At 68.2% G+C, this 21,307-nt stretch carries 13 protein-coding genes; 9 read left to right on the plus strand and 4 right to left on the minus strand.

The genetic code is table 11. The features are described from left to right. Positions 1-56: 56 nt before the first annotated feature. Positions 57-254: a DUF4236 domain-containing protein gene (locus IE258_RS25735; RefSeq protein WP_087806664.1), complete on the minus strand. Its 198-nt coding sequence runs from the start codon at positions 252-254 to the stop codon at positions 57-59. 305 nt (positions 255-559) lie between these two features. On the opposite strand from IE258_RS25735, the gene acnA reads away from it, so the two are divergent. Further along, complete coding sequence (gene acnA, locus IE258_RS25740) at positions 560-3,277, plus strand: aconitate hydratase AcnA (protein WP_308434205.1); 2,718 nt, start codon at positions 560-562, stop codon at positions 3,275-3,277. A gap of 91 nt (positions 3,278-3,368) precedes the next feature. Here acnA and IE258_RS25745 read toward each other — a convergent pair whose 3' ends face one another. Together IE258_RS25745 and IE258_RS25750 are read right to left on the minus strand one after the other, a co-directional pair. Continuing rightward, a complete protein-coding gene (locus tag IE258_RS25745; protein ID WP_229892416.1) occupies positions 3,369-4,301 on the minus strand; it encodes an FG-GAP repeat domain-containing protein in 933 nt (310 codons plus the stop codon). A gap of 231 nt (positions 4,302-4,532) precedes the next feature. Further along, positions 4,533-8,339: a GH92 family glycosyl hydrolase gene (locus tag IE258_RS25750; RefSeq protein ID WP_189747203.1), complete on the minus strand. Its 3,807-nt coding sequence runs from the start codon at positions 8,337-8,339 to the stop codon at positions 4,533-4,535. A 569-nt stretch (positions 8,340-8,908) separates the two neighbouring features. On the opposite strand from IE258_RS25750, the gene ngcE reads away from it, so the two are divergent. The 7 genes from ngcE to IE258_RS25785 all read left to right on the plus strand — a co-directional run bounded on the left by ngcE (position 8,909) and on the right by IE258_RS25785 (position 17,217). Next, positions 8,909-10,321, plus strand: coding sequence for an N-acetylglucosamine/diacetylchitobiose ABC transporter substrate-binding protein (gene ngcE / locus IE258_RS25755; protein WP_159329008.1), 1,413 nt, complete (start codon positions 8,909-8,911; stop codon positions 10,319-10,321). A 7-nt stretch (positions 10,322-10,328) separates the two neighbouring features. Next, a complete protein-coding gene (locus tag IE258_RS25760; RefSeq protein WP_164274071.1) occupies positions 10,329-11,390 on the plus strand; it encodes a carbohydrate ABC transporter permease in 1,062 nt (353 codons plus the stop codon). Beyond that, the gene (locus IE258_RS25765; protein WP_189747205.1) at positions 11,387-12,295 is read left to right on the plus strand and encodes a carbohydrate ABC transporter permease; all 909 of its coding nucleotides are present in this window, start codon (positions 11,387-11,389) and stop codon (positions 12,293-12,295) included. The genes IE258_RS25760 and IE258_RS25765 overlap by 4 nt, the downstream gene beginning before the upstream one ends. A 233-nt stretch (positions 12,296-12,528) precedes the next feature. Next, positions 12,529-13,740, plus strand: coding sequence for an ROK family transcriptional regulator (locus IE258_RS25770; protein ID WP_159329005.1), 1,212 nt, complete (start codon positions 12,529-12,531; stop codon positions 13,738-13,740). A gap of 133 nt (positions 13,741-13,873) precedes the next feature. Beyond that, the gene (locus tag IE258_RS25775; RefSeq protein WP_161379994.1) at positions 13,874-14,977 is read left to right on the plus strand and encodes an ABC transporter substrate-binding protein; all 1,104 of its coding nucleotides are present in this window, start codon (positions 13,874-13,876) and stop codon (positions 14,975-14,977) included. A gap of 159 nt (positions 14,978-15,136) precedes the next feature. Beyond that, complete coding sequence (locus tag IE258_RS25780; protein ID WP_059298203.1) at positions 15,137-15,928, plus strand: ATP-binding cassette domain-containing protein; 792 nt, start codon at positions 15,137-15,139, stop codon at positions 15,926-15,928. Then, positions 15,925-17,217: a sugar ABC transporter permease gene (locus IE258_RS25785; protein ID WP_109029762.1), complete on the plus strand. Its 1,293-nt coding sequence runs from the start codon at positions 15,925-15,927 to the stop codon at positions 17,215-17,217. The genes IE258_RS25780 and IE258_RS25785 overlap by 4 nt, the downstream gene beginning before the upstream one ends. A gap of 101 nt (positions 17,218-17,318) precedes the next feature. Here the strand turns inward: IE258_RS25785 and IE258_RS25790 are convergent, their stop codons facing one another. Beyond that, the gene (locus tag IE258_RS25790) at positions 17,319-18,842 is read right to left on the minus strand and encodes a chitinase (protein WP_189747207.1); all 1,524 of its coding nucleotides are present in this window, start codon (positions 18,840-18,842) and stop codon (positions 17,319-17,321) included. A gap of 383 nt (positions 18,843-19,225) precedes the next feature. Between IE258_RS25790 and dxs the strand changes: the two genes are divergently transcribed. Continuing rightward, complete coding sequence (gene dxs / locus IE258_RS25795; protein ID WP_189747209.1) at positions 19,226-21,154, plus strand: 1-deoxy-D-xylulose-5-phosphate synthase; 1,929 nt, start codon at positions 19,226-19,228, stop codon at positions 21,152-21,154. The last annotated feature ends 153 nt before the right edge of the window (positions 21,155-21,307 follow it).

A 21,307-nucleotide genomic window follows, 5' to 3' on the forward strand; every position in this document is an offset into this window, starting at 1 on the left:
CACCTCTCGGGGGGTCCGTTCGAGTGACGTAACGTCAAGTAACCCCCGGTCACGCCTCAGCGGCGCCTGCTCGTCGTCGTGCGGCGCCACCCGAAAGGTCCCGGCAAATCCATCGATGTCGTACGACGTCCGGTGCTGCTGCGGGTGTGGCGCGGGCCGCTGCGGCCTCCGGTCGTGATGGACCACGAGCGTTTGTTGATGTTCAGCCGCACTCCGGGGAGGATCCGGAAACTCTTGCGGAACGTGAGCGGCATCGTGCCCCCTTCCGTGTCGCGCCGGGTCGGTCCGGCAGCCATCGGATACCCCCGTTCGGCGTAGTGATGGCCGCACGGGTCACCCGGAGTGGGGTGCACGCCACACTGCGCCCGGACATGACCGGGCCGCCCCCATGTACTAGAGTTATCTCGACATCGAGATATCTGCCGAGGCGTGCCGCAGCCGCGCGCCGCTGTCGGTCTGGCGGTAAGGGTTACCTAACTTAGCCTTACCTTAGCGGATCGGCCAACAGGGCGTGGCGGCAGGATGCGGTGGTACGCGCACATGAATGAAGGAGACTGTCGTGTCGGCGAACAGCTTCGACGCCCGCAGCACACTGCAGGTGGGCGACGAGTCGTACGAGATCTTCCGGCTGGACAAGGTCGAGGGCTCCGCGCGCCTTCCCTACAGCTTGAAGGTGCTGCTGGAGAACCTGCTCCGCACCGAGGACGGCGCGAACATCACCGCCGACCACATCCGCGCCCTCGGCGGCTGGGACTCGCAGGCCCAGCCGTCGCAGGAGATCCAGTTCACGCCGGCCCGCGTGATCATGCAGGACTTCACCGGCGTGCCCTGTGTCGTCGACCTCGCCACCATGCGTGAGGCCGTCAAGGAGCTGGGCGGCGACCCGAACAAGATCAACCCGCTCTCCCCGGCCGAGATGGTCATCGACCACTCCGTCATCGCGGACAAGTTCGGCACCAACGACGCCTTCCAGCAGAACGTCGACCTGGAGTACGGCCGCAACAAGGAGCGCTACCAGTTCCTGCGCTGGGGCCAGACCGCCTTCGACGACTTCAAGGTCGTCCCCCCGGGCACCGGCATCGTCCACCAGGTGAACATCGAGCACCTGGCCCGCGTGGTCATGACCCGTGACGGCAAGGCATACCCCGACACCCTGGTCGGCACCGACTCGCACACCACCATGGTCAACGGCCTCGGCGTCCTCGGCTGGGGCGTCGGCGGCATCGAGGCCGAGGCCGCGATGCTCGGCCAGCCGGTCTCCATGCTCATCCCGCGCGTCGTCGGCTTCAAGCTCACCGGCGAGCTGACCCCCGGCACCACCGCCACCGACCTGGTGCTCACGATCACCGAGATGCTGCGCAAGCACGGCGTCGTCGGCAAGTTCGTCGAGTTCTACGGCGAGGGCGTCGCCGCCACGTCGCTGGCCAACCGCGCCACCATCGGCAACATGTCGCCGGAGTTCGGCTCCACCGCCGCCATCTTCCCGGTCGACGACGAGACGCTGAACTACATGCGCCTGACCGGCCGCTCCGAGCAGCAGGTCGCCCTCGTCGAGGCGTACGCCAAGGAGCAGGGCCTCTGGCTGGACCCGCAGGCCGAGCCGGACTTCTCCGAGAAGCTGGAGCTGGACCTCTCCACGGTCGTCCCCTCCATCGCCGGCCCGAAGCGCCCGCAGGACCGCATCGTCCTCGCCAACGCCGCCCAGCAGTTCAAGACGGACGTCCTCAACTACGTCGACGTCGTGGACGAGGCGGGCAAGGAGTCCTTCCCGGCCTCCGACTCCCCGGCCGTCACCCCGAACGGCGCCCCGTCCAACCCGGTCCGTGTGACCGCCCCTGACGGCACCTCGTACGAGCTGGACCACGGTGCGGTGACGGTCGCGGCCATCACGTCCTGCACCAACACCTCCAACCCGTACGTCATGGTCGCCGCCGCCCTGGTGGCCAAGAAGGCGGTCGAGAAGGGCCTGACCCGCAAGCCGTGGGTCAAGACCACCCTCGCCCCGGGCTCCAAGGTCGTCACCGACTACTTCGAGAAGGCGGGCCTGACCCCCTACCTCGACAAGGTCGGCTTCAACCTCGTCGGCTACGGCTGCACAACCTGCATCGGCAACTCCGGCCCGCTGCCGGACGAGGTCTCCAAGGCCGTCAACGACCACGACCTCGCCGTCACCTCGGTGCTCTCCGGCAACCGCAACTTCGAGGGCCGGATCAACCCCGACGTCAAGATGAACTACCTGGCGTCCCCGCCGCTGGTCGTCGCCTACGCGCTCGCGGGCTCCATGAAGGTGGACATCACCAAGGACGCCCTGGGCGCCGACCAGGACGGCAACCCGGTCTTCCTCAAGGACATCTGGCCCTCCGAGGCCGAGGTCAACGACGTCGTCGCCAACGCCATCGGCGAGGACATGTTCTCCAAGTCCTACAGCGACGTCTTCGCGGGCGACGCCCAGTGGCAGGCGCTGTCCATCCCGACCGGTGACACCTTCGAGTGGGACGGCGAGTCCACCTACGTGCGCAAGCCCCCGTACTTCGAGGGCATGGGCATGGAGCCGGCCCCGGTCGAGGACATCTCCGGCGCCCGGGTGCTCGCCAAGCTCGGCGACTCGGTGACCACGGACCACATCTCGCCCGCCGGTGCCATCAAGGCCGACACCCCGGCCGGCAAGTACCTGACGGAGCACGGCGTCGAGCGCCGCGACTTCAACAGCTACGGCTCGCGCCGCGGCAACCACGAGATCATGATCCGCGGCACCTTCGCCAACATCCGCCTGCGCAACCAGATCGCGCCGGGCACCGAGGGCGGCTACACCCGCGACTTCACCCAGGACGGCGGTCCGGTGTCGTTCATCTACGACGCCTCCCGCAACTACATCGAGCAGGGCACCCCGCTCGTCGTCCTGGCCGGCAAGGAGTACGGCTCCGGCTCGTCCCGCGACTGGGCCGCCAAGGGCACCGCGCTGCTCGGCGTCAAGGCCGTCATCGCCGAGTCGTACGAGCGCATCCACCGCTCGAACCTCATCGGCATGGGCGTTCTGCCGCTGCAGTTCCCGGAGGGCCAGACCGCCGAGTCCCTCGGCCTGACCGGCGAGGAGTCCTTCTCCGTCTCCGGCGTGACCGAGCTGAACGACGGCACCACCCCGCGCACGGTGAAGGTCACCACCGACACCGGCGTCGAGTTCGACGCGGTCGTCCGCATCGACACCCCGGGTGAGGCGGACTACTACCGCAACGGCGGCATCCTGCAGTACGTGCTGCGCAGCCTGATCCGCAAGTAGGCGGCGACGCACAACGGTTGAGGGCCGCATCCCCGGTGACGGGGGTGCGGCCCTCGCGCTCGTCCGCCTCGAAGAGGCGTCGCGTACGCCCTTAGAACATCAGGCGGTACGTGTTCCAGCCACCGCTGCCGATCTTCACGCGGGACTTGAACGGGGAAGCGGCGTTGCCGGTGCCCTTGTACAGGTACAGCGCACCGTTCTTGTCGCGCGCGACCACGTCGGTGATGCCGTCGATGTCGATGTCGCCGACGGAGAGGATGTTGTTGTACGTGTTCCAGCCACCGCCGACGCGGGTGCGGGACGTGAACGGCGCCTTGTAGTTGCCGGTGCCCTTGTAGAGCCACAGCACGCCGGACTTGTCCTTGGCGACGATGTCGGCCTTGCCGTCACCGGTCAGGTCGCCCTTGCCGGTGATGTGGGTGTAGGCGTTCCACCCGCCGCCGACCTTGTAGCGCTGGGTCAGCTTGCCGTTGCCGTAGCCCAGGTACAGGTACAGGTAGCCGGAGCTGTCGCGGGCGAGCAGGTCGTCGGCGCCGGCACCGCCCAGGTTGGCGCCGGAGAACAGCTGGTTGTAGATCTTCCAGCCGTTGCCGACGAGGGTGTGCTCCTCGGTGTTCCAGGGGGCCCAGTAGAGCTGGCCCCCTGACGTGACGTGCCAGAGGCCGTCCGAGAATCCGTCGGAGTCCTGGTCGACCTGCGTCATGGCGCGGGCGGTCTGCCAGCCGTAGCCGGCGTCCCAGCGAGCGTCCAGCCCGCCCTCGAAGTCGGGGTCGTAGCTCCACAGGTCACCCGCGCCGTCCACACCGAACACCGGGTTGATCGGAGCGTCTCCGGGCATGGCGGAGGTGCCGTACTTCTCGCCACCCGACGGCTTCACGTCGAGGTGCGACCGGGAAGCGCTGGCTCCCGGCTCGTCCGCGGCGACGGCGCTTCTCGCACCGGTCGCCACCAGTGCGGCGGTGAGCGCCGCAGCCGTGGCACGCGCCAGCGCGCGACGCGTGTTCAGGCCAGAGCTTTTGGCCACGTGGGTCCTCCGATTGGTCATGCGGAAGGGACCGCGGACGGGTAAGTCCGCAAGATCCCGGGATACTTCGTGATCCTTACACATGACGTTCACAGGTCAATCAGATTTACGGCCGGGGACGAGAGCGGTACAGAAAAGGTACGCAAGCGCAACGTGGGGCGTACAACCTTTTGCGGGGTACGCCGGTCACCCGGCGTACCCCGCAACGTCATGCCCTGCTCACCTCCGGGTTCAGGCCAGCAGTTCCACCTCCGCCAGCGTGTGCGCGCCGTCCAGCACCAGGCGGTACTTGGCGTAAGAGCCCGGCGACTTCACCGAGAACGCCCGCGTCTGCCGGTCCCAGGCGAAGGACTCGCCGGAGCGCTCGTCCAGCGTCTTCCAGGTGGTGCCGTCGGACGAGCCCTGGAGCTTCCAGCCGGTCGGGGCCTTGGCGCGGTCCGCCGACGAGGTGAGCGTGTACTGGACCGCCTTGGCGCCCTTGTCGGACACGGGCAGGTCCACCGAGGTCACGCTCGCGTCCGTCGCCGAGGTGTTGTCGAACAGCGCGCCCTGACCCGTGATCGCGTCGGTGCGGGGGGTCGGCACCTCGTCGTCCTTGGTGATCGACGGCGGCGCCGCGTTGCCGCCCGTGCCCCACGAGGAGGGCTTCGCGCCCATGTCGAACTCCAGGACGCCGCCCTTCGCGATCAGCGAGTGGGGGAGCGAAGTGGAGTTCCAGCGCTTGCCGTTGACCTTCAGGCCCTGCACGTAGACGTTCTCCGTGCTGTTCTTCGGCGCCTTGACGACCAGCTCGCGGCCGTTCTCCAGGTGCACCGTCGCCTTCTTGAACAGCGGGGAGCCGATGGCGTACTCGCCGCTGCCCATCACCAGGGGATAGAAGCCGAGCGAGGAGAAGAGGAACCAGGCCGACTGCTCGCCGTTGTCCTCGTCGCCGTGGTAGCCCTGCCCGATGTCGCTGCCGGTGTACAGCCGCTGGAGCACCTCGCGGATGTTCTTCTGCGTCTTGTACGGCTGCCCGGCCGCGTCGTACATGTACAGGGCGTGGTGGGCGACCTGGTTGGAGTGCCCGTACATGCCCATGCGGACGTCGCGCGCCTCGACCATCTCGTGGATGACCCCGCCGTAGGAGCCCTTCAGGTCCGGGGAGGCCGTCTCCGGGGTGGAGAGGTACTCGTCGAGCTTGTCGCCGAGGCCGTCCCGGCCGCCGTACAGGTTGGCCAGGCCGCGGCTGTCCTGCGGGGCGGTGAAGGCGTAGCCCCAGCCGTTGGTCTCCGTGTAGTCGTAGCCCCACACGCGCGGGTCGTACTTCTCGGAGTCCACGCGCCAGTTGCCCTTGACGTCCTTGCCCTGGAAGAAGCCGGCCTTCGCGTCGAAGAGGTTGACGTAGTCCTGGGCGCGGTTGAGGAAGTACGCGGACTCGTCCTTGTACCGCTTCTCGCCGGTCTCCTTGTAGAGCTTCTCGCCCATCTTGGCGATGCCGTAGTCGTTGAGGTAGCCCTCCAGGGACCACGACAGGCCCTCGTGCGTCTCGGTACCGGCGTAGCCGAGGAACGGCGAGGTCTCCATGCCCTTGCGGCCCACGCCGGAGGACGGCGGCACCACGGTGGCGTTCTTGACCGCCGCGTCATACGCCGCCTTCGCGTCGAAGTCGACGCCCTTGACGTAGGCGTCGGCGAACGCCACGTCGGAGGAGGTGCCGGTCATCAGGTCCGCGTAGCCGGGGGAGGACCAGCGCGAGGTCCAGCCGCCGTCCTTGTACTGCTGCACGAAGCCGTCGACCAGCTCACCGGCCTGGGACGGGGTGAGGAAGGAGTACGCGGGCCAGGCGGTCCGGTACGTGTCCCAGAAGCCGTTGTTGACGTAGACCTTGCCGTCCACGATCTTGGCGCCGGTCTCGGTCGGCGTGTTCTCCTTGACCGCCTTGGAGAACGGGGAGGCGTACTTGTACTTTCCGTCGACCTTCTCGTGGCCCGCGTTCGGGTACAGGTACAGCCGGTAGAGGCCGGAGTACAGCGTGGTCAGCTGGTCCTGCGTGGCGCCCTCGACCTCGACCTTGCCGAGGATCCTGTCCCACTGCTTCTGGGCGTCCCGCTTGACCTTGTCGAAGGAGGCGCGCTTCGGGATCTCCTGGCGCAGGTTGTCCTTCGCCTGGTCCACGCTGATCAGCGAGGTGGCGATGCGCATCGTCACGGAGTGGTCCCGGCCGGCGTCGAAGCGCAGATGGCCCTTGACGCCGCTGGAGTCGCCGCCGGTGACCTTGCTGTCGAACTCGCCGTAGACGAAGAGGCGGGTGGCACCGGCGGAGCCGCCGGACTTGACGTCCGAGTAGCCGGTGAAGGTGCCGTTCTCCTTGTCCAGGGTCAGGCCGGCCTGGTCGTTGACGTTGTCGAAGATCACGCTCGCGTCGTCACCGGGGTAGGTGAAGCGCATCATCGCCGCGTGGTCGGTCGGCGTCATCTCGGCCTTGACGCCGTTCTCGAACCGCACGCCGTAGTAGTACGGCCGGGCGGTCTCGTTCTCGTGCCGGAAGGCCAGCTCGCGGGCGTCCCGGCCGGTGTCCGGGGTACCGGAGGCGGCCGAGGGCATCACCTGGAAGGTCTGCCGGTCACCCATCCACGGGCTCGGCTCGTGGCTCGCGGAGAACGCCTGCACGGTGGGCAGGTTGTCGTCGTTGTTGCCGCTGGCGTACTCGTAGATCCAGCTGAGCGACTCGGCGTTGGTCACCGGCGTCCAGAAGTTGAAGCCGTGCGGCACGGCGGTCGCGGGGAAGTTGTTGCCGCGCGAGAAGCTGCCGCTGGAGTTGGTGCCGCGGGTGGTGAGCGCGTAGTCGGACAGGTGGGCCTTGGGACGCTCGGGCGCGGCCCGCTCGATCTCCACGTCGTCCAGCCAGCCGCGGAACTTCGCCGGGCCCTTGGGGGAGTCGTACGCGATCAGGATCCGGTCGACGGTCTTGCCGGCCGCGACCGAACCGATCCCGGACTTCACGCTGTTCCACTGGTTCACGTAGAGGATCTTGGCGTCGCCCTGACCGCGCGGCGTCAGCGGGAACCCGTGCTGGTCGGTGGCCTTGAGGTCGCTCAGGTAGGTGCCGTCGGTGAAGGCGAGGTCGACCGAGACGTTCGTGGCGTCGTAGTCGAGGTCGCCGTCCGCCATCGACGGGAAGATCTTGTACGACAGCTCCGAGCGCCGGTCGACCTTGACGTTCACGTCGAAGACCTTGTTGTACGAGTAGCCCCGGCCGTCCGCGGTGTGCCGGCCCGCGTAGCGCAGCGCGTGCTTGCCGGTGAACCCGGCGTTCGCCTTCGCCGTCGGCGAGCCCACTGGGCCCTCGTCGACGAAGGAGAGCATGTCCTCGGGCGTGGGGACCTCGGTGTCGCCGGTGGCCAGCTGCACGTCGGCGAGCTGGAGCGCGTCACCGGCCCCGTTGTTCTTGGTGATCTCCAGCCGGAAGTGCTGGAACTCGGCGGTCTCGGCGAGTTCGTAGGTCTTGGTCTGGAACCGCCCGTCGAAGTGCTCCCCGGCGCGGGTGTCCAGCGTCTGCCAGGTCTCGCCGTCCGCCGAGCCCTTCAGCGTCCAGTCCAGCGGGTCACGTTCGTCGTGGTCGTTGGCCGAGGTGAGCGCGTACTTGGCGATCTTCGTCGGTGCGTCGAGGTCGAACTCGACCCAGCCGGTGGGCGCGAAGGTGAGCCACTTGGTGGCCGGCTCGTTGTCGACGAGGTTCTCCTTCACCTCCCGGCCGCCCGTGTTCTCGGCGCTCGCGCGCACGCCGGTGACGTGCTCCGTGACGTTGCCGGGTATGCCGGTGCTGTACCCGCCGTCCACACCCAAGGCCCGCTTGCGGCCGTCCTTGCCGGTGTCCACGGTGTCGGTCCAGTCCGGAGCCGGGTCGTCGGCCTCGAAGGAGGACGCGAACTCCCGGTCGGCCTTCGCGGGCGCGTCCGGCAGTGCGACCGCCGCCCCCTGTGAACCCACCGCCAAGGCGAAGGCGGTCGTCATGACGACCGCCGGACCCCATCTGTGCCGAACTCTGTACTGCATGTCCTGGCCACCCTCCCTGCGCGCGGGACAACGTTGTCAAATCAACTGCGCAAGGACCAGTAGGGGTCAAGTGGCATGTGATGTCAAGGGTGTTGGATGTGGCGTTCGGGGCTTATGGCGGGTATTCCTACGGCATGCCGTGCACAGGCCGCTCATATTTCCGGGAGGTCTCAACTCGGAAAAGACGTACCGCGAACCTTGCATTCGATCTTGCTCCGCCAAGCGAAAGTGGACTATACCTGTCGGCACTCCGGGGCATCTTCACCGCACCCGACCTTGTACGGCCGCATTTCCTGCACGACCCAGCTTGACCCGAACGCGGTGCCGGGGAGGATCCGGTTCACCGCCTGAGTCCTGGAGAAGGCGAGGACTTGAGCATGGGATCCACCACCGGCGTGGGCCATCACGATCTGATCAGGCGGAGCGCGACCGCCGCTCCGGCCCCGGCGACTGTTGTGCCGGCATCGCTCAGCTGATCATCGGCGCCGTACCGCGGCTCCGAGACGACGGCGACAACGCCGCACACGCAGCACACCGGACAGAACCAATCGATCAGTGAGGATGCAAAGATGACCATTCGTGCCGGCTCTCTTGACAGGCGGACGCTCCTGCGCGGGGCCATCGCCACCGCGGCGGTGGGCTCGTTCGCAGTCGCCTGCAGCTCTCCCTCCAGCGAGGACGGCGACGGCGACGGCGGCCCCAAGGGCGAGAAGAGCGCCACCAACCCGTTCGGCGCCGCGGCGAACTCCTCGGTCGAGGCGGCCATCTTCGACGGCGGCTACGGCACCGACTACGTCGACTACACCAACCAGGTGCTCGGCAGCCAGGTCAAGGGCCTCAAGGTCCAGGTCAAGCCGGTCGTCGACATCGCCCCCCAGCTCCAGCCCCGCTTCGTCGGCGGCAACCCGCCGGACCTCATCGACAACTCCGGTGAGGACCAGATCGGCTTCCTCGGCATCCTCGACCAGCTGGAGACGCTCGACGACCTCTTCGAGGCCAACACCTACGAAGGCAAGAAGATCGCCGACATCGTCTACCCCGGCGTCAAGGATCCCGGAACGTACAACGGCAAGTTCGTCGCGCTCCGGTACGTGATGACGGTGTACGGCGTCTGGTACTCGAAGACGCTCTTCGAGGAGAACGGCTGGACCCCGCCGAAGACCTGGGACGAGGCGCTCGACCTCGGCCAGAACGCGAAGAAGAAGGGCAAGTACCTCTTCGTCCACGGCAAGGAAGCCGCGACCTACTACCAGACGATGCTGTTCGCCTCAGCGATCAAGGAGGGCGGTGACGAGGTCCGGCTCGCTCTCGGCAATCTCGAGAAGAACGCCTGGTCGCATCCGGCCATCCAGGGCGTCCTCAAGGTCATGGAGACCATGGTCAAGGAGAAGATGTTCGTCCCCGGCGGCTCCGGCACCCAGTTCCAGAAGGCGCAGGCGATCTGGAGCAACGACCAGAAGGCGCTGCTCTACCCGTCCGGTGGCTGGATCGAGAACGAGATGAAGCAGGCCACCAAGAAGGACTTCCAGATGACCGGCTTCCCGGAGATGACGCTCACGGACAAGCCGAAGCTGCCCTACGAGTCGCTCCACGCCGCGGCGGGCGAGCCGTTCATCGTGCCCAAGCAGGGCAAGAACCCGGCCGGCGGCAAGGAAGTGCTGCGGGCGATGCTGTCCGAGAAGGCGGCCGCCAACTTCTCCAAGACGAAGCTGGCCCCGACGGTGGTCAAGGGCACCGTGCCCGCCGACGGCTTCGGATCGGCCGCCCTCGTCTCCCAGACGAAGATGCTCGAGGCCGCGGGCGACAACATCTCCGACATGAGGAGGTTCGTCGAGGCATACGGCATGAACACCGACCAGTTGGTGCCGTGGAACTCGTTCCTCTCCGGCGACCTCGACCGCAAGGGCCTCACCGCGGCCCTGCAGAAGATCTCCGACAAGGTCCGGGACGACGACTCCATCGACAAGATCGAGATCAGCTAGTACAGCGATGAAAGACGACATCACCACCTCCGACGCCGCGAGCCGCCGGCCCCAGCCGGCCGCTCGCGGCGGGCGGCCACGGCGCCGCAGGCTCACGTTCGACCGGGTGACGTTCTTCCTCGCGTTCCTCGGTGTCCCGCTGACCATCTTCGTTCTCTTCGTCCTGATCCCGTTCGGCCAGGCGATCTTCTGGGGGATGACCGACTGGCGCGGCTTCAGCCCGGACTACAACTTCGTCGGCTTCGACAACTTCACGAAGATGTTCCAGGACGACATCTTCCTGAAGGCGTTGCGCAACGTCGCACTCCTCGCGGCCTTCGTGCCGCTGGTCACGCTGACGCTGGCCCTCGGGGTCGCCGTGGCCATCACCCTGGGCGGGCCCAGCAAGGGCCCCGTCCGAGGGATCCGGGGAGCGTCGTTCTACCGGATCATCTCCTTCTTCCCCTACGTCGTGCCGGCGATCATCGTCGGCCTGATCTGGGCGCAGATGTACGACCCGAACGCCGGCCTGCTCAACGGCGTCCTCTCCGGCCTCGGCCTCGACCGGTTCGAGTCGTTCGCGTGGCTGGGCGAGAAGGCGACCGCGATGCCGTCCGTGATGTTCGTCATCATCTGGGGGCTCGTCGGGTTCTACGCGGTGCTCTTCATCGCCGCGATCAAGGGCGTCCCCGGCGAGCTGTACGAGGCGGCGAAGATCGACGGGGCCGGCCGGTTCCGCACCACGATCTCGATCACCCTGCCGGCGATCCGGGACAGCGTGCAGACGGCGTACATCTACCTGGGCATCGCCGCCCTCGACGCGTTCGTCTACGTCCAGGCGATGGTGCCGAACGGCGGCCCGGACAACTCGACCCTGACCATCAGCCAGCGTCTGTTCAACGTCGCTTTCGCCAAGCAGCAGTTCGGCTACGCCACCGCGATGGGCGTCGTCCTCGCCATCGTCACCCTGGTGTTCGCCGCGCTGGTGTTCCTCGTCAACCGCCTCACGGGCGGCGGCGAGGGCGAGAGCAAGAGGAAAGCACCTGGGTCCAGGGCTCGGCGTGCCGCAGCCAAGGGAGGTGCCCGGTGAGCGTCATCGCCGCCGACCGCAAGCCGGCCAGTGACCGGAAACCGGCGAGCGACCGCAGGCTGACGAGGGCCGCCGCGAGCAGCGACCGCAGATTCGCGGTGATCTCGCACACCCTGCTGATCCTGTGGTCGGTGATCGTGATCGTGCCCATGCTGTGGGTGCTGATGTCGTCGTTCAAATCGACCGGCGAGATCCTTTCGTCGCCGTTCTCGCTGCCGGACCACTGGCGCTTCGAGAACTACGCGAACGCGTGGACCGACGCGAACATCGGGAAGTACTTCCTGAATTCCGTGATCGTCGTGGTCTCGGCACTCGTCCTGGTGATGCTGCTCGGCGCGATGTGCGCCTACGTTCTCGCCCGGTTCGAGTTCCCCGGACGCCGGCTGATCTACTACGTGATGCTCGCGGGCCTGACTTTCCCGGTTTTCCTGGCGATCGTTCCGCTCTTCTTCCAGTTGCAGAACTTCGGGCTGCTGAACACACGTCCCGGACTGATCCTCACCTATGTCGCGTTCGCGCTGCCGTTCACGATGTTCTTCCTCTATTCGTTCTTCCGGTCGCTGCCGCACGACGTGTACGAGGCCGCGCTGATCGACGGTGCCGGGGACTGGCGGGCGTTCTTCCAGGTGATGCTGCCGATGGCCCGTCCGGGCATGGCGGCGGTGGCGATCTTCAACTTCCTGGGCCTGTGGAACCAGTTCCTGCTGCCGGTGGCGCTCAACACCGACCAGGACAAGTGGGTCCTCACTCAGGGCATGGCCGCCTACGCGTCCTCGCAGGTCTACGACATCGACTACGGTGCGCTGTTCGCGGCGATCGTGGTCACGGTGGTGCCCGTACTCCTCGTGTACTGCGTCTTCCAGCGGCGGATCGCCGGATCGGTGTCGCAGGGCACCTTCCGCTGACGCCCAGCGCCGCTTCACCCGTCGTACGCAGGGGTCCGTCCCCGGAGAGACAGCTCTCCGGGGACGGACCCCTGCGGGCGTACCGTCGGTAGCCGGACGTGACACGGCCTGGAACCGATTTCTTTCAAGGGCTTGACGCCACTGGGCGAATCAGCGGAGTTTGGGGTTCATAACTTGTACAAGGTCCGCATCGCACAGGGTGGCGCGGACCCAGGGGATGAGGGTGAGAGTCAATGGAGACTCCCGGGTCGCAGTCGTCGCTGCACCGCGCCAACCTGGAACGCGTCGTACGTGCGGTACGGCTCGCCGGTTCGCTCACGCAGGCGGAGATCGCGAGGACGACGGGCCTGTCGGCGGCCACGGTCTCGAACATCGTCCGGGAACTGAAGGACGGCGGAACCGTCGAGGTCACGCCCACCTCCGCGGGCGGCCGCCGGGCCCGCAGCGTCTCGCTGAGCGGGGACGCCGGCATCGTCATCGGGGTGGACTTCGGCCACACCCACCTGCGCGTCGCGGTCGGCAACCTCGCCCACCAGGTGCTCGCCGAGGAGTCCGAGCCGCTGGACGTCGACGCCTCCTCGGACCAGGGCTTCGACCGGGCGGAACAGCTGGTCAGCCGCCTGATCGCGGCCACCGGCGTGGACCGTGCCAAGATCGCCGGGGTGGGTCTCGGCGTGCCCGGACCGATCGACGTGGAGTCCGGCACGCTGGGCTCGACCGCCATCCTGCCCGGCTGGGGCGGCATCCGGCCCGCCGAGGAGCTGCGGGGGCGGCTCGGCGTGCCGGTGCACGTGGACAACGACGCCAACCTCGGCGCCCTGGGCGAGCTGGTCTGGGGCAGCGGCCGGGGGGTGCGGGACCTGGCGTACATCAAGGTCGCCAGCGGCGTCGGCGCCGGTCTGGTGATCAACGGGAAGATCTACCGCGGCCCCGGGGGCACAGCGGGAGAAATCGGTCACATCACCCTCGATGAGGCCGGCCCTGTCTGCCGGTGCGGAAACCGGGGTTGCCTGGAGACCTTCGCGGCAGCACGCTATGTGCTTCCGCTCCTCCAGCCCAGCCACGGCACCGATCTGACGATGGAGGGCGTCGTGCGGCTGGCTCGGGACGGTGACCCCGGTTGCCGTCGGGTGATCGCCGACGTCGGCCGCCACATCGGCAGTGGAGTCGCCAACCTCTGCAATCTGCTCAACCCGAGCCGCGTCGTCCTCGGCGGCGATCTCGCCGAGGCCGGCGAGCTGGTGCTCGGGCCGATAAGAGAGTCCGTCGGGCGTTACGCCATCCCCAGTGCGGCGCGGCAACTCTCGGTGCTTCCCGGGGCCCTTGGGGGCCGTGCGGAGGTGCTCGGGGCACTCGCCCTCGCCCTCAGCGAGATGGGCGATTCGACGCTCTTGGACGGGTCTGCGACCGGCGCTCTGCCGGCGGCCACGCCTGCCTTCACTTAGAGCACGGATGGCACCGTTGTCATCTCGTTAAGGATTTACTTCTTGACGTCGCACGTGTGGCCGAGTTGACTTCCAGCCACCTCGGCCGCAACGACGCGGCCTCGTCAGGGAGGTTTGTGAAGTGAACACGCGTATGCGTCGTGCCGCCGTTGCCATCGCCGCCGGTGCCATGGCCGTCTCGCTCGCCGCCTGTGGCAGTGCCAAGGAGTCCGGCGACAGCAACGACTCGTCCGACTCGGCCGCGAAGAAGGGCGACGACATCAAGGTCGGTCTGCTCCTTCCGGAGAACCAGACCGCGCGGTACGAGAAGTTCGACAAGCCCATGATCGAGAAGAAGGTCAAGGAGCTCACGAACAACAAGGGCGAGGTCGTCTACGCCAACGCCAAGCAGGACGCCAGCCTGCAGAACCAGCAGGTCGACACGATGGTCACCAACAAGGTGGACGTGCTGATCGTGGACGCGGTGGACTACAAGGCGATCGCGGGCTCGGTCAAGAAGGCCAAGGACGCCGGCATCAAGGTCGTCGCCTTCGACCGCCTGGCGGAGGGCCCCATCGACGCCTACACCTCGTTCGACAACGTCACCGTCGGCAAGACGCAGGGCGAGGCGCTCCTCCAGGCGCTGGGCGACAAGGCCAAGGACGCCCAGATCGTCATGATGAACGGCTCCTCCACCGACCCGAACGCCGCCCAGTTCAAGGAGGGCGCGCACGCCGCCCTCGACGGCAAGGTGAAGGTCGGCCGCGAGTACGACACCAAGGAGTGGAAGCCGGAGAACGCCAACGCCAACATGGAGGGCGCCATCTCCGCCCTCGGCAAGGACAAGATCCAGGGCGTCTACTCCGCCAACGACGGCATGGCGGGCGGCATCATCACCGCCCTGAAGGCCGCCGGCATCTCCAACGTCCCGGTCACCGGCCAGGACGCCGAGCTCGCGGGCGTGCAGCGCATCGTCACCGGTGAGCAGTACATGAGCGTCTTCAAGTCGTACCCGAAGGAGGCCGAGACCGCGGCCGAGATGGCCGTCGCGCTCGCCAAGGGCGAGTCGCTCGACTCCATCGCCAACGACAAGGTCGACTCCGCCACCGCCAAGGGCATCCCCGCGGTCATCGTCCCGGTCGTCTCGCTGACCAAGGACAACATCAAGGAGACCGTCATCAAGGACGGCTTCTACACGATCGACGAGATCTGCACGGACAAGTACAAGGCCGCCTGCGACAAGATCGGCCTCAAGTAAGCGGACCCGCGTCCCGAGCCGACTGAGCCGCCCGGGACCGTCCGCCCCAGCTCCTCCGGCGCCCCGCACTCATCAGCCCCGCAAGCTACGCGGGGCGCCGGACGGAACACCCCCCAAATACTTCTGCACAACCTCCCGCCGGGTCAGGCGGCGAAGGAGATGGTTCACGTGTCCGCTACGCCCGTGCTGGCGTTGCGCGGGGTCTCCAAGCGATTCGGTGCCGTCCAGGCGCTCACCGAGGTAGAGCTTGAGGTCCACGCCGGTGAGGTGGTCGCCCTGGTGGGCGACAACGGCGCCGGAAAGTCCACGCTGGTCAAGACGATCGCCGGCGTGCACCCCATCGATGAGGGCGCCATCGAGTGGGACGGCAAGGCCGTCTCGATCAACAGGCCGCACGACGCCCAGAACCTCGGCATCGCGACGGTCTACCAGGACCTCGCGCTGTGCGACAACATCGACGTCGTCGGCAACCTCTACCTGGGCCGGGAGATCCGCCGTCGCGGCGTCCTGGACGAGGTGGAGATGGAGCGCCGCTCCCGCGAGCTCCTGGACACGCTGTCCATCCGCATCCCCAGCGTCCGCATCCCGATCGCCTCCCTCTCCGGCGGTCAGCGCCAGGTCGTGGCGATCGCCCGGTCCATGCTCGGCGAGCCCAAGCTGGTCATCCTGGACGAGCCCACCGCCGCCCTCGGCGTCGAGCAGACCGCGCAGGTCCTCGACCTCGTGGAGCGGCTGCGCGAGCGCGGTCACGCGGTCATCCTCATCAGCCACAACATGGCTGACGTCAAGGCGGTCGCCGACAAGGTCGCCGTCCTGCGCCTCGGGCGCAACAACGGTGTCTTCGAGGTCAAGTCGACCTCGCAGGAAGAGATCATCTCCGCCATCACGGGCGCCACGGAGAACGCCGTGACCCGTCGTGCGGCACGCGCAAATGGGGAGATCAAGAAGTGAGCATCGACAAGACCTCCACTCCCGCCGCGGACAGCGCGGTGGAGAACACCGACGCGGCGGCCGCCGCCGTCACGGCCGTCGACCCCCGGCTGCTGGTACGCGAGCAGGGCTTCGCCGGCTACCTCGGCGAGTTCAAGCGGAAGATGAAGGCCGGTGACCTCGGCTCCATACCGGTCGTCGTCGGTCTGCTGATCATCTGGGCCATCTTCACCAGCCTGAACTCCAACTTCCTCACCGCCGGCAACTTCTCCGACATGTCGGTCGCCATGGTCGGCACCGGCATGATCGCCGTCGGCATCGTCTTCGTCCTGCTGCTCGGCGAGATCGACCTGTCGGTCGGCTCGGTCAGCGGTGTCGCGGGCGCCACCTTCGCGGTGCTGAGCGTCACGCACGGGATGAACGAGTGGCTCGCCCTGCTGCTGGCGATCCTCACCGGTACCGTCGCTGGTGCCATCCACGGCTTCGTCTTCGCCCGCATCGGTGTCCCGGCCTTCGCCGTGACGCTCGCCGGACTGCTGTTCTGGCAGGGCTTCATGCTCCAGATCCTGGGCGACAACGGCACGATCAACCTCGACTCCGACGGCGTCGTGGTGAAGCTGACGAGCTACTACTTCAGCGACGTGGCCGCCGCCTACGGTCTGGCTGTCGTGGTGACCGCGGGCTACTTCCTCTCCGCGTTCTTCGACAACCGCCGCCGCGAGGCCGCCGGGGTGCCGTCCCGGCCGCTGAACGAGATCATCGTGCGCACGGTGCTGCTCGCGATCCTGGCCTTCGCCGTGGCGATCGTCTTCAACCAGTACAAGGGCCTCCCGCTGGCCGTGGTGATCTTCCTGGCGTTCCTGCTGCTCACGGACTTCGTGCTGCGCCGCACCGCCTACGGTCGCAAGATCTTCGCGCTCGGCGGCAGTGTCGAGGCATCCCGCCGTGCCGGTATCAACGTGGAGCTGGTCCGGATCTCGGTCTTCGCGATCGCCGGCGGTTTCGCGGCGATCGGCGGCCTCTTCGTGGCGTCGAAGATCGCCTCCGCCAACCAGGGCGCGGGCACCGGCGAGTTCCTGATGAACGTCATCGCCGCGGCCGTGATCGGCGGTACGTCCCTGTTCGGCGGCCGCGGCCGCACCTGGGACGCGCTGCTCGGTGTGATGGTCATCGTCTCGATCCAGTACGGCCTCGCCCTGGAGGGCATCGCCTCGCCGGTCCAGTACATGATCACCGGTGGCGTGCTGCTGGCGACGGTCGTCATCGACGCGATCACCCGCAAGACGCAGAAGACGGCCGGCCGCGCGTAGCACGCCGCCGCACGGCCGACGACGGTCCGCCCGCCCGCCCAGCTGAGCCCTGGGCCGGCGGGCGGACCGCTTTCCGCGCCGTGGAGTGAGCCGTACCGTTCTCAGCAGGCGCCGAGGTCCTGCCAGACGCCCCACTGGCCGGTGGTCCCGGGCTCCTCGCCGGTCGTCCACCACTTGGCCTTCCAGGTGTGGCCCTCGTGGGAGACCTGCTGCCCGCCGGTGTAGATCGCGCCCGAGTTCCACGGGGCGGCCGTGCACTGGTTGCCGTTGCCGCCGGTGACGGTCAGCGCGTACGTGGTGCTGTGGCTGCCGGACGGGCCGGTGCCGGTGACCGTGACGGAGTACGTGCCCGAGACCGCCTGGTCGGTGGTGGCGAGGGTGAGCGTCGACTGCCCGCCCGCGGTGACCGAGGCGGGGCTGAAGGACGCGGTGACGCCCGCCGGGACCCCGCTCGCCCTGAGCTGCACCGTCTGAGCCGTACCCGACTTCACCGCGGTCTTCACCGTGGTGGTGGCCGAGGCGCCCGCGGTCACCGTGCCCGAGGCCGGGGTGGCGGAGAGGGAGAAGTCGTTCTCCGGGGCGGTGCTGCCGCTGGTGAAGGGCGCGAAGATGTGCGAGAAGTCCCAGGTGTTCTGCTGGATGCCGGAGCAGTTGTCGGCCGCGCCGCCGCCCGCGCAGCTTCCGTTGTCCCGCTGGAGCGCCCAGAAGGAGAGCGTGTTGATGCCCTGGTCCAGGGCCCAGTCGTAGACCGTGCGGGCGTTGTCCAGGGTGAAGGTCTCCGCCGGTCCGAAGTCGTCGACGCCGATCATCTCGATGACGCCGATCATGTGCCACAGCTCGGCCGAGGACTTGCCCGGATAGAGCCGGGCCAGCACGTCGTGCAGACCCTGGGTCGCCGTCTGGGTGTCCCGGGCCATGTCGTGGGGCTGGTTGTCGTAGTAGTCGAACGTCATGAGGTTCACGACGTCGACCTTCGTGCCGTTCGCCACGGCGTTCTCCAGCAGGGCGACGCCGTTGCTCGCCAGGCCGCGGGTGGTCGTGGGCAGCGTGTAGGAGATCTCGAGGTCGCGGCCGTTGTCGGCGGCCCAGTCCTGGACCAGCTTGATCGCCTTGTTGCGGCGGTCGATGCCCGCGGTGTTGTCCAGCGCGTCGATCTCGATGTCCATGTCGAGCCGGGAGACGTCGTAGGTCGTGACGACCTTCTCGTAGGCCGCGGCGATCTGCTGGACGTCGGTGCAGCTGTCGGCGATCTCGGTGCCGGTGGTGTCGGCCGTGTAGCCGCCGAACGAGGGGATGACGTCGCCCCCGCTCGCCTGGATGGTGTCGAAGTCGGCGCCGAAGGTGGACTGGGCGATCGGCATCGACGTGTCGCCGTTCCAGTACGGCGTGCAGGAGCCCGGGGTCGCGGTCTGGAGGAAGGCCATGGTGAGGTGCTTGGCACCCGACTGGGCGGCCAGCGCGGCCGGGCTCTCGCCGGTCCAGGCCTCGAAGTACGGCGCGAAGACCCGGTCCGGCAGCGGGGTCGCCGCCTCGGCCGCGCCGGTGCCGGACAGGGCGAGGCCCACCGCGGCCACGGTGGTGGCGGCGGCGGTGAGGGCCGCCCGGATGGAACGCATGCGTCTCATGTCAGTCCCGGTGTGTGTGGGGTGGAACGTCGATTCCCGTGCTGTGCTGGGGTGTTGCCGGGTACGGGGATATCGCCGCGGTGACGGGGGACGCAATGGTCTGGACCAGAATGGGACTAGACCAATGTGCCGGGCCGGGCGCCTCCTGGCCTGGACACCGCGCGCCCCGCGGACTGGACCAGCCGGGTAAAGGTGTCACCAAGCCGCGCGGCGGCGTGCCCCCGCGCGCAAACGGGGAAGGCGCGGACCGGGAAGACGTAGAACGGTCCGCCCGTGGGTAAGGCCGAACGCGTGACGTACGACGCACCGCCCGGACACGTTCCGCCGGAACGGAACATTAGACTCGACGAGCCCGGCAACAGCTCTACTGCAAGGAGGCACGGGTGCCGCTGCTGACCCGCATCACGGGACCGCGCGATCTGGACCGGCTCAGCCTGGAAGAGCTGACTCAGCTGGCCGAGGAGATCCGTACCTTCCTCGTCGACGCCGTCTCCAAGACCGGCGGCCACCTCGGCCCCAACCTCGGCGTGGTGGAACTCACCCTCGCCCTGCACCGGGTCTTCGAGTCGCCGAAGGACAAGGTGCTCTGGGACACCGGCCACCAGTCCTACGTGCACAAGCTGCTCACCGGCCGCCAGGACTTCTCCAGGCTCAAGATGAAGGGCGGCCTGTCCGGCTACCCCTCGCAGGGGGAGTCCGAGCACGACGTCATCGAGAACAGCCACGCCTCCACGGTCCTCGGCTGGGCCGACGGCATCGCCAAGGCCAATCAGGTCCTGGAGCGTGACGACCACGTCGTCGCCGTCATCGGCGACGGAGCCCTCACCGGCGGCATGGCCTGGGAGGCGCTGAACAACATCGCCGCCGCCAAGGACCGCCCCCTCGTCATCGTCGTCAACGACAACGAGCGCTCCTACGCCCCCACCATCGGCGGCCTCGCCAATCATTTGGCGACCCTGCGCACCACCGACGGCTACGAGCGCTTCCTGGCCCGCACCAAGGAGGTCCTGGAGCGCACCCCGGTCGTCGGGCGCCCCCTCTACGACACCCTGCACGGCGCCAAGAAGGGCCTGAAGGACTTCATCGCCCCGCAGGGCATGTTCGAGGACCTCGGCCTCAAGTACGTCGGCCCCATCGACGGCCACGACCTGGAGGCCCTGGAGTCCGCCCTCACCCGCGCCAAGCGCTTCGGCGGCCCGGTCATCGTGCACTGCCTCACCGAGAAGGGCCGCGGCTACCAGCCCGCCCTCCAGGACGAGGCCGACCGCTTCCACGCCGTCGGCAAGATCCACCCCGACACCGGCCTGCCCATCGCCACCTCCGGCGCCGACTGGACCAGCGTCTTCGGCGACGAGATGCTCAAGCTCGGCAAGGAGCGCGAGGACGTCGTCGCCATCACGGCGGCCATGCTCCAGCCGGTCGGCCTCGACAAGTTCGCCAAGGCATTCCCGGACCGCGTCTACGACGTCGGTATCGCCGAGCAGCACGGCGCGGTCTCCGCGGCCGGCCTCGCGCACGGCGGCGTCCACCCGGTCTTCGCCGTGTACGCCACCTTCCTCAACCGCGCCTTCGACCAGGTCCTGATGGACGTCGCCCTGCACAAGTGCGGCGTGACCTTCGTGCTGGACCGGGCCGGCGTCACCGGCACCGACGGCGCCTCCCACAACGGTATGTGGGACATGTCGATCCTCCAGGTCGTCCCCGGCCTCAGGCTCGCCGCCCCGCGCGACGCCGACCAGGTCCGCGCCCAGCTGCGCGAGGCCGTCGCGGTGGACGACGCCCCGACCGTGGTCCGCTTCTCCAAGGGCGCCGTCGGCCCCGCGGTCCCGGCCGTCGGCCGCGTCGGCGGCATGGACGTGCTGCGCGCCCCCGGCACCGACACCCCCGACGTCCTCCTGGTCTCGGTCGGCGCCCTCGCGCCGATGTGCCTGGAGGTCGCCGAGCTGCTGAACAAGCAGGGCATCTCCACCACCGTGGTCGACCCGCGCTGGGTCAAGCCCGTCGACGAGGCCATGGCCCCGCTCGCCGAGCGGCACCGCGTGGTCGTCACCGTGGAGGACAACTCCCGCGTCGGCGGTGTCGGCTCCGCCGTCGCCCAGGCCCTGCGCGACGCCGGCGTCGACGTACCGCTGCGCGACTTCGGCATCCCGCCGCGCTTCCTCGACCACGCCTCCCGCGCGGAGGTGCTGGCCGAGATCGGACTCACCGCACCCGACATCGCGCGCCAGGTCACCGGCCTGGTCGCCAAGCTCGACGGCAGGTACGACCGCGCGGGCGCCGAGGTGGACCAGGTGGAGGCCGCGCGCGACTGACACCGCGCACCGCGGGACCCGCAACCCGGCACTGCGCCGGATGGGCCGGTTCGACCACTCGTTGCAGTGGTGGAACCGGCCCATCCGCGTGAAATCGCCCACGCCGGGGCATACGCAGTACGCCCCCTCTCGATCATGTCGAGGACGACAAGC

This window comes from Streptomyces tendae (assembly GCF_014650435.1).
Classification (GTDB): Bacteria; Actinomycetota; Actinomycetes; order Streptomycetales; family Streptomycetaceae; genus Streptomyces; species Streptomyces tendae.

Bases quoted from the DNA above. Each gene is read 5' to 3' on its own strand.
- ngcE (WP_159329008.1), top strand. From the start codon at position 8,909: ATGACCATTCGTGCCGGCTCTCTTGACAGGCGGACGCTCCTGCGCGGG.
- IE258_RS25770 (WP_159329005.1), top strand. From the start codon at position 12,529: ATGGAGACTCCCGGGTCGCAGTCGTCGCTGCACCGCGCCAACCTGGAA.
- IE258_RS25735 (WP_087806664.1), bottom strand. From the start codon at position 254: ATGCCGCTCACGTTCCGCAAGAGTTTCCGGATCCTCCCCGGAGTGCGG.
- IE258_RS25780 (WP_059298203.1), top strand. From the start codon at position 15,137: ATGGTTCACGTGTCCGCTACGCCCGTGCTGGCGTTGCGCGGGGTCTCC.
- IE258_RS25790 (WP_189747207.1), bottom strand. From the start codon at position 18,842: ATGAGACGCATGCGTTCCATCCGGGCGGCCCTCACCGCCGCCGCCACC.
- IE258_RS25760 (WP_164274071.1), top strand. From the start codon at position 10,329: ATGAAAGACGACATCACCACCTCCGACGCCGCGAGCCGCCGGCCCCAG.
- IE258_RS25750 (WP_189747203.1), bottom strand. From the start codon at position 8,339: ATGCAGTACAGAGTTCGGCACAGATGGGGTCCGGCGGTCGTCATGACG.
- IE258_RS25775 (WP_161379994.1), top strand. From the start codon at position 13,874: ATGCGTCGTGCCGCCGTTGCCATCGCCGCCGGTGCCATGGCCGTCTCG.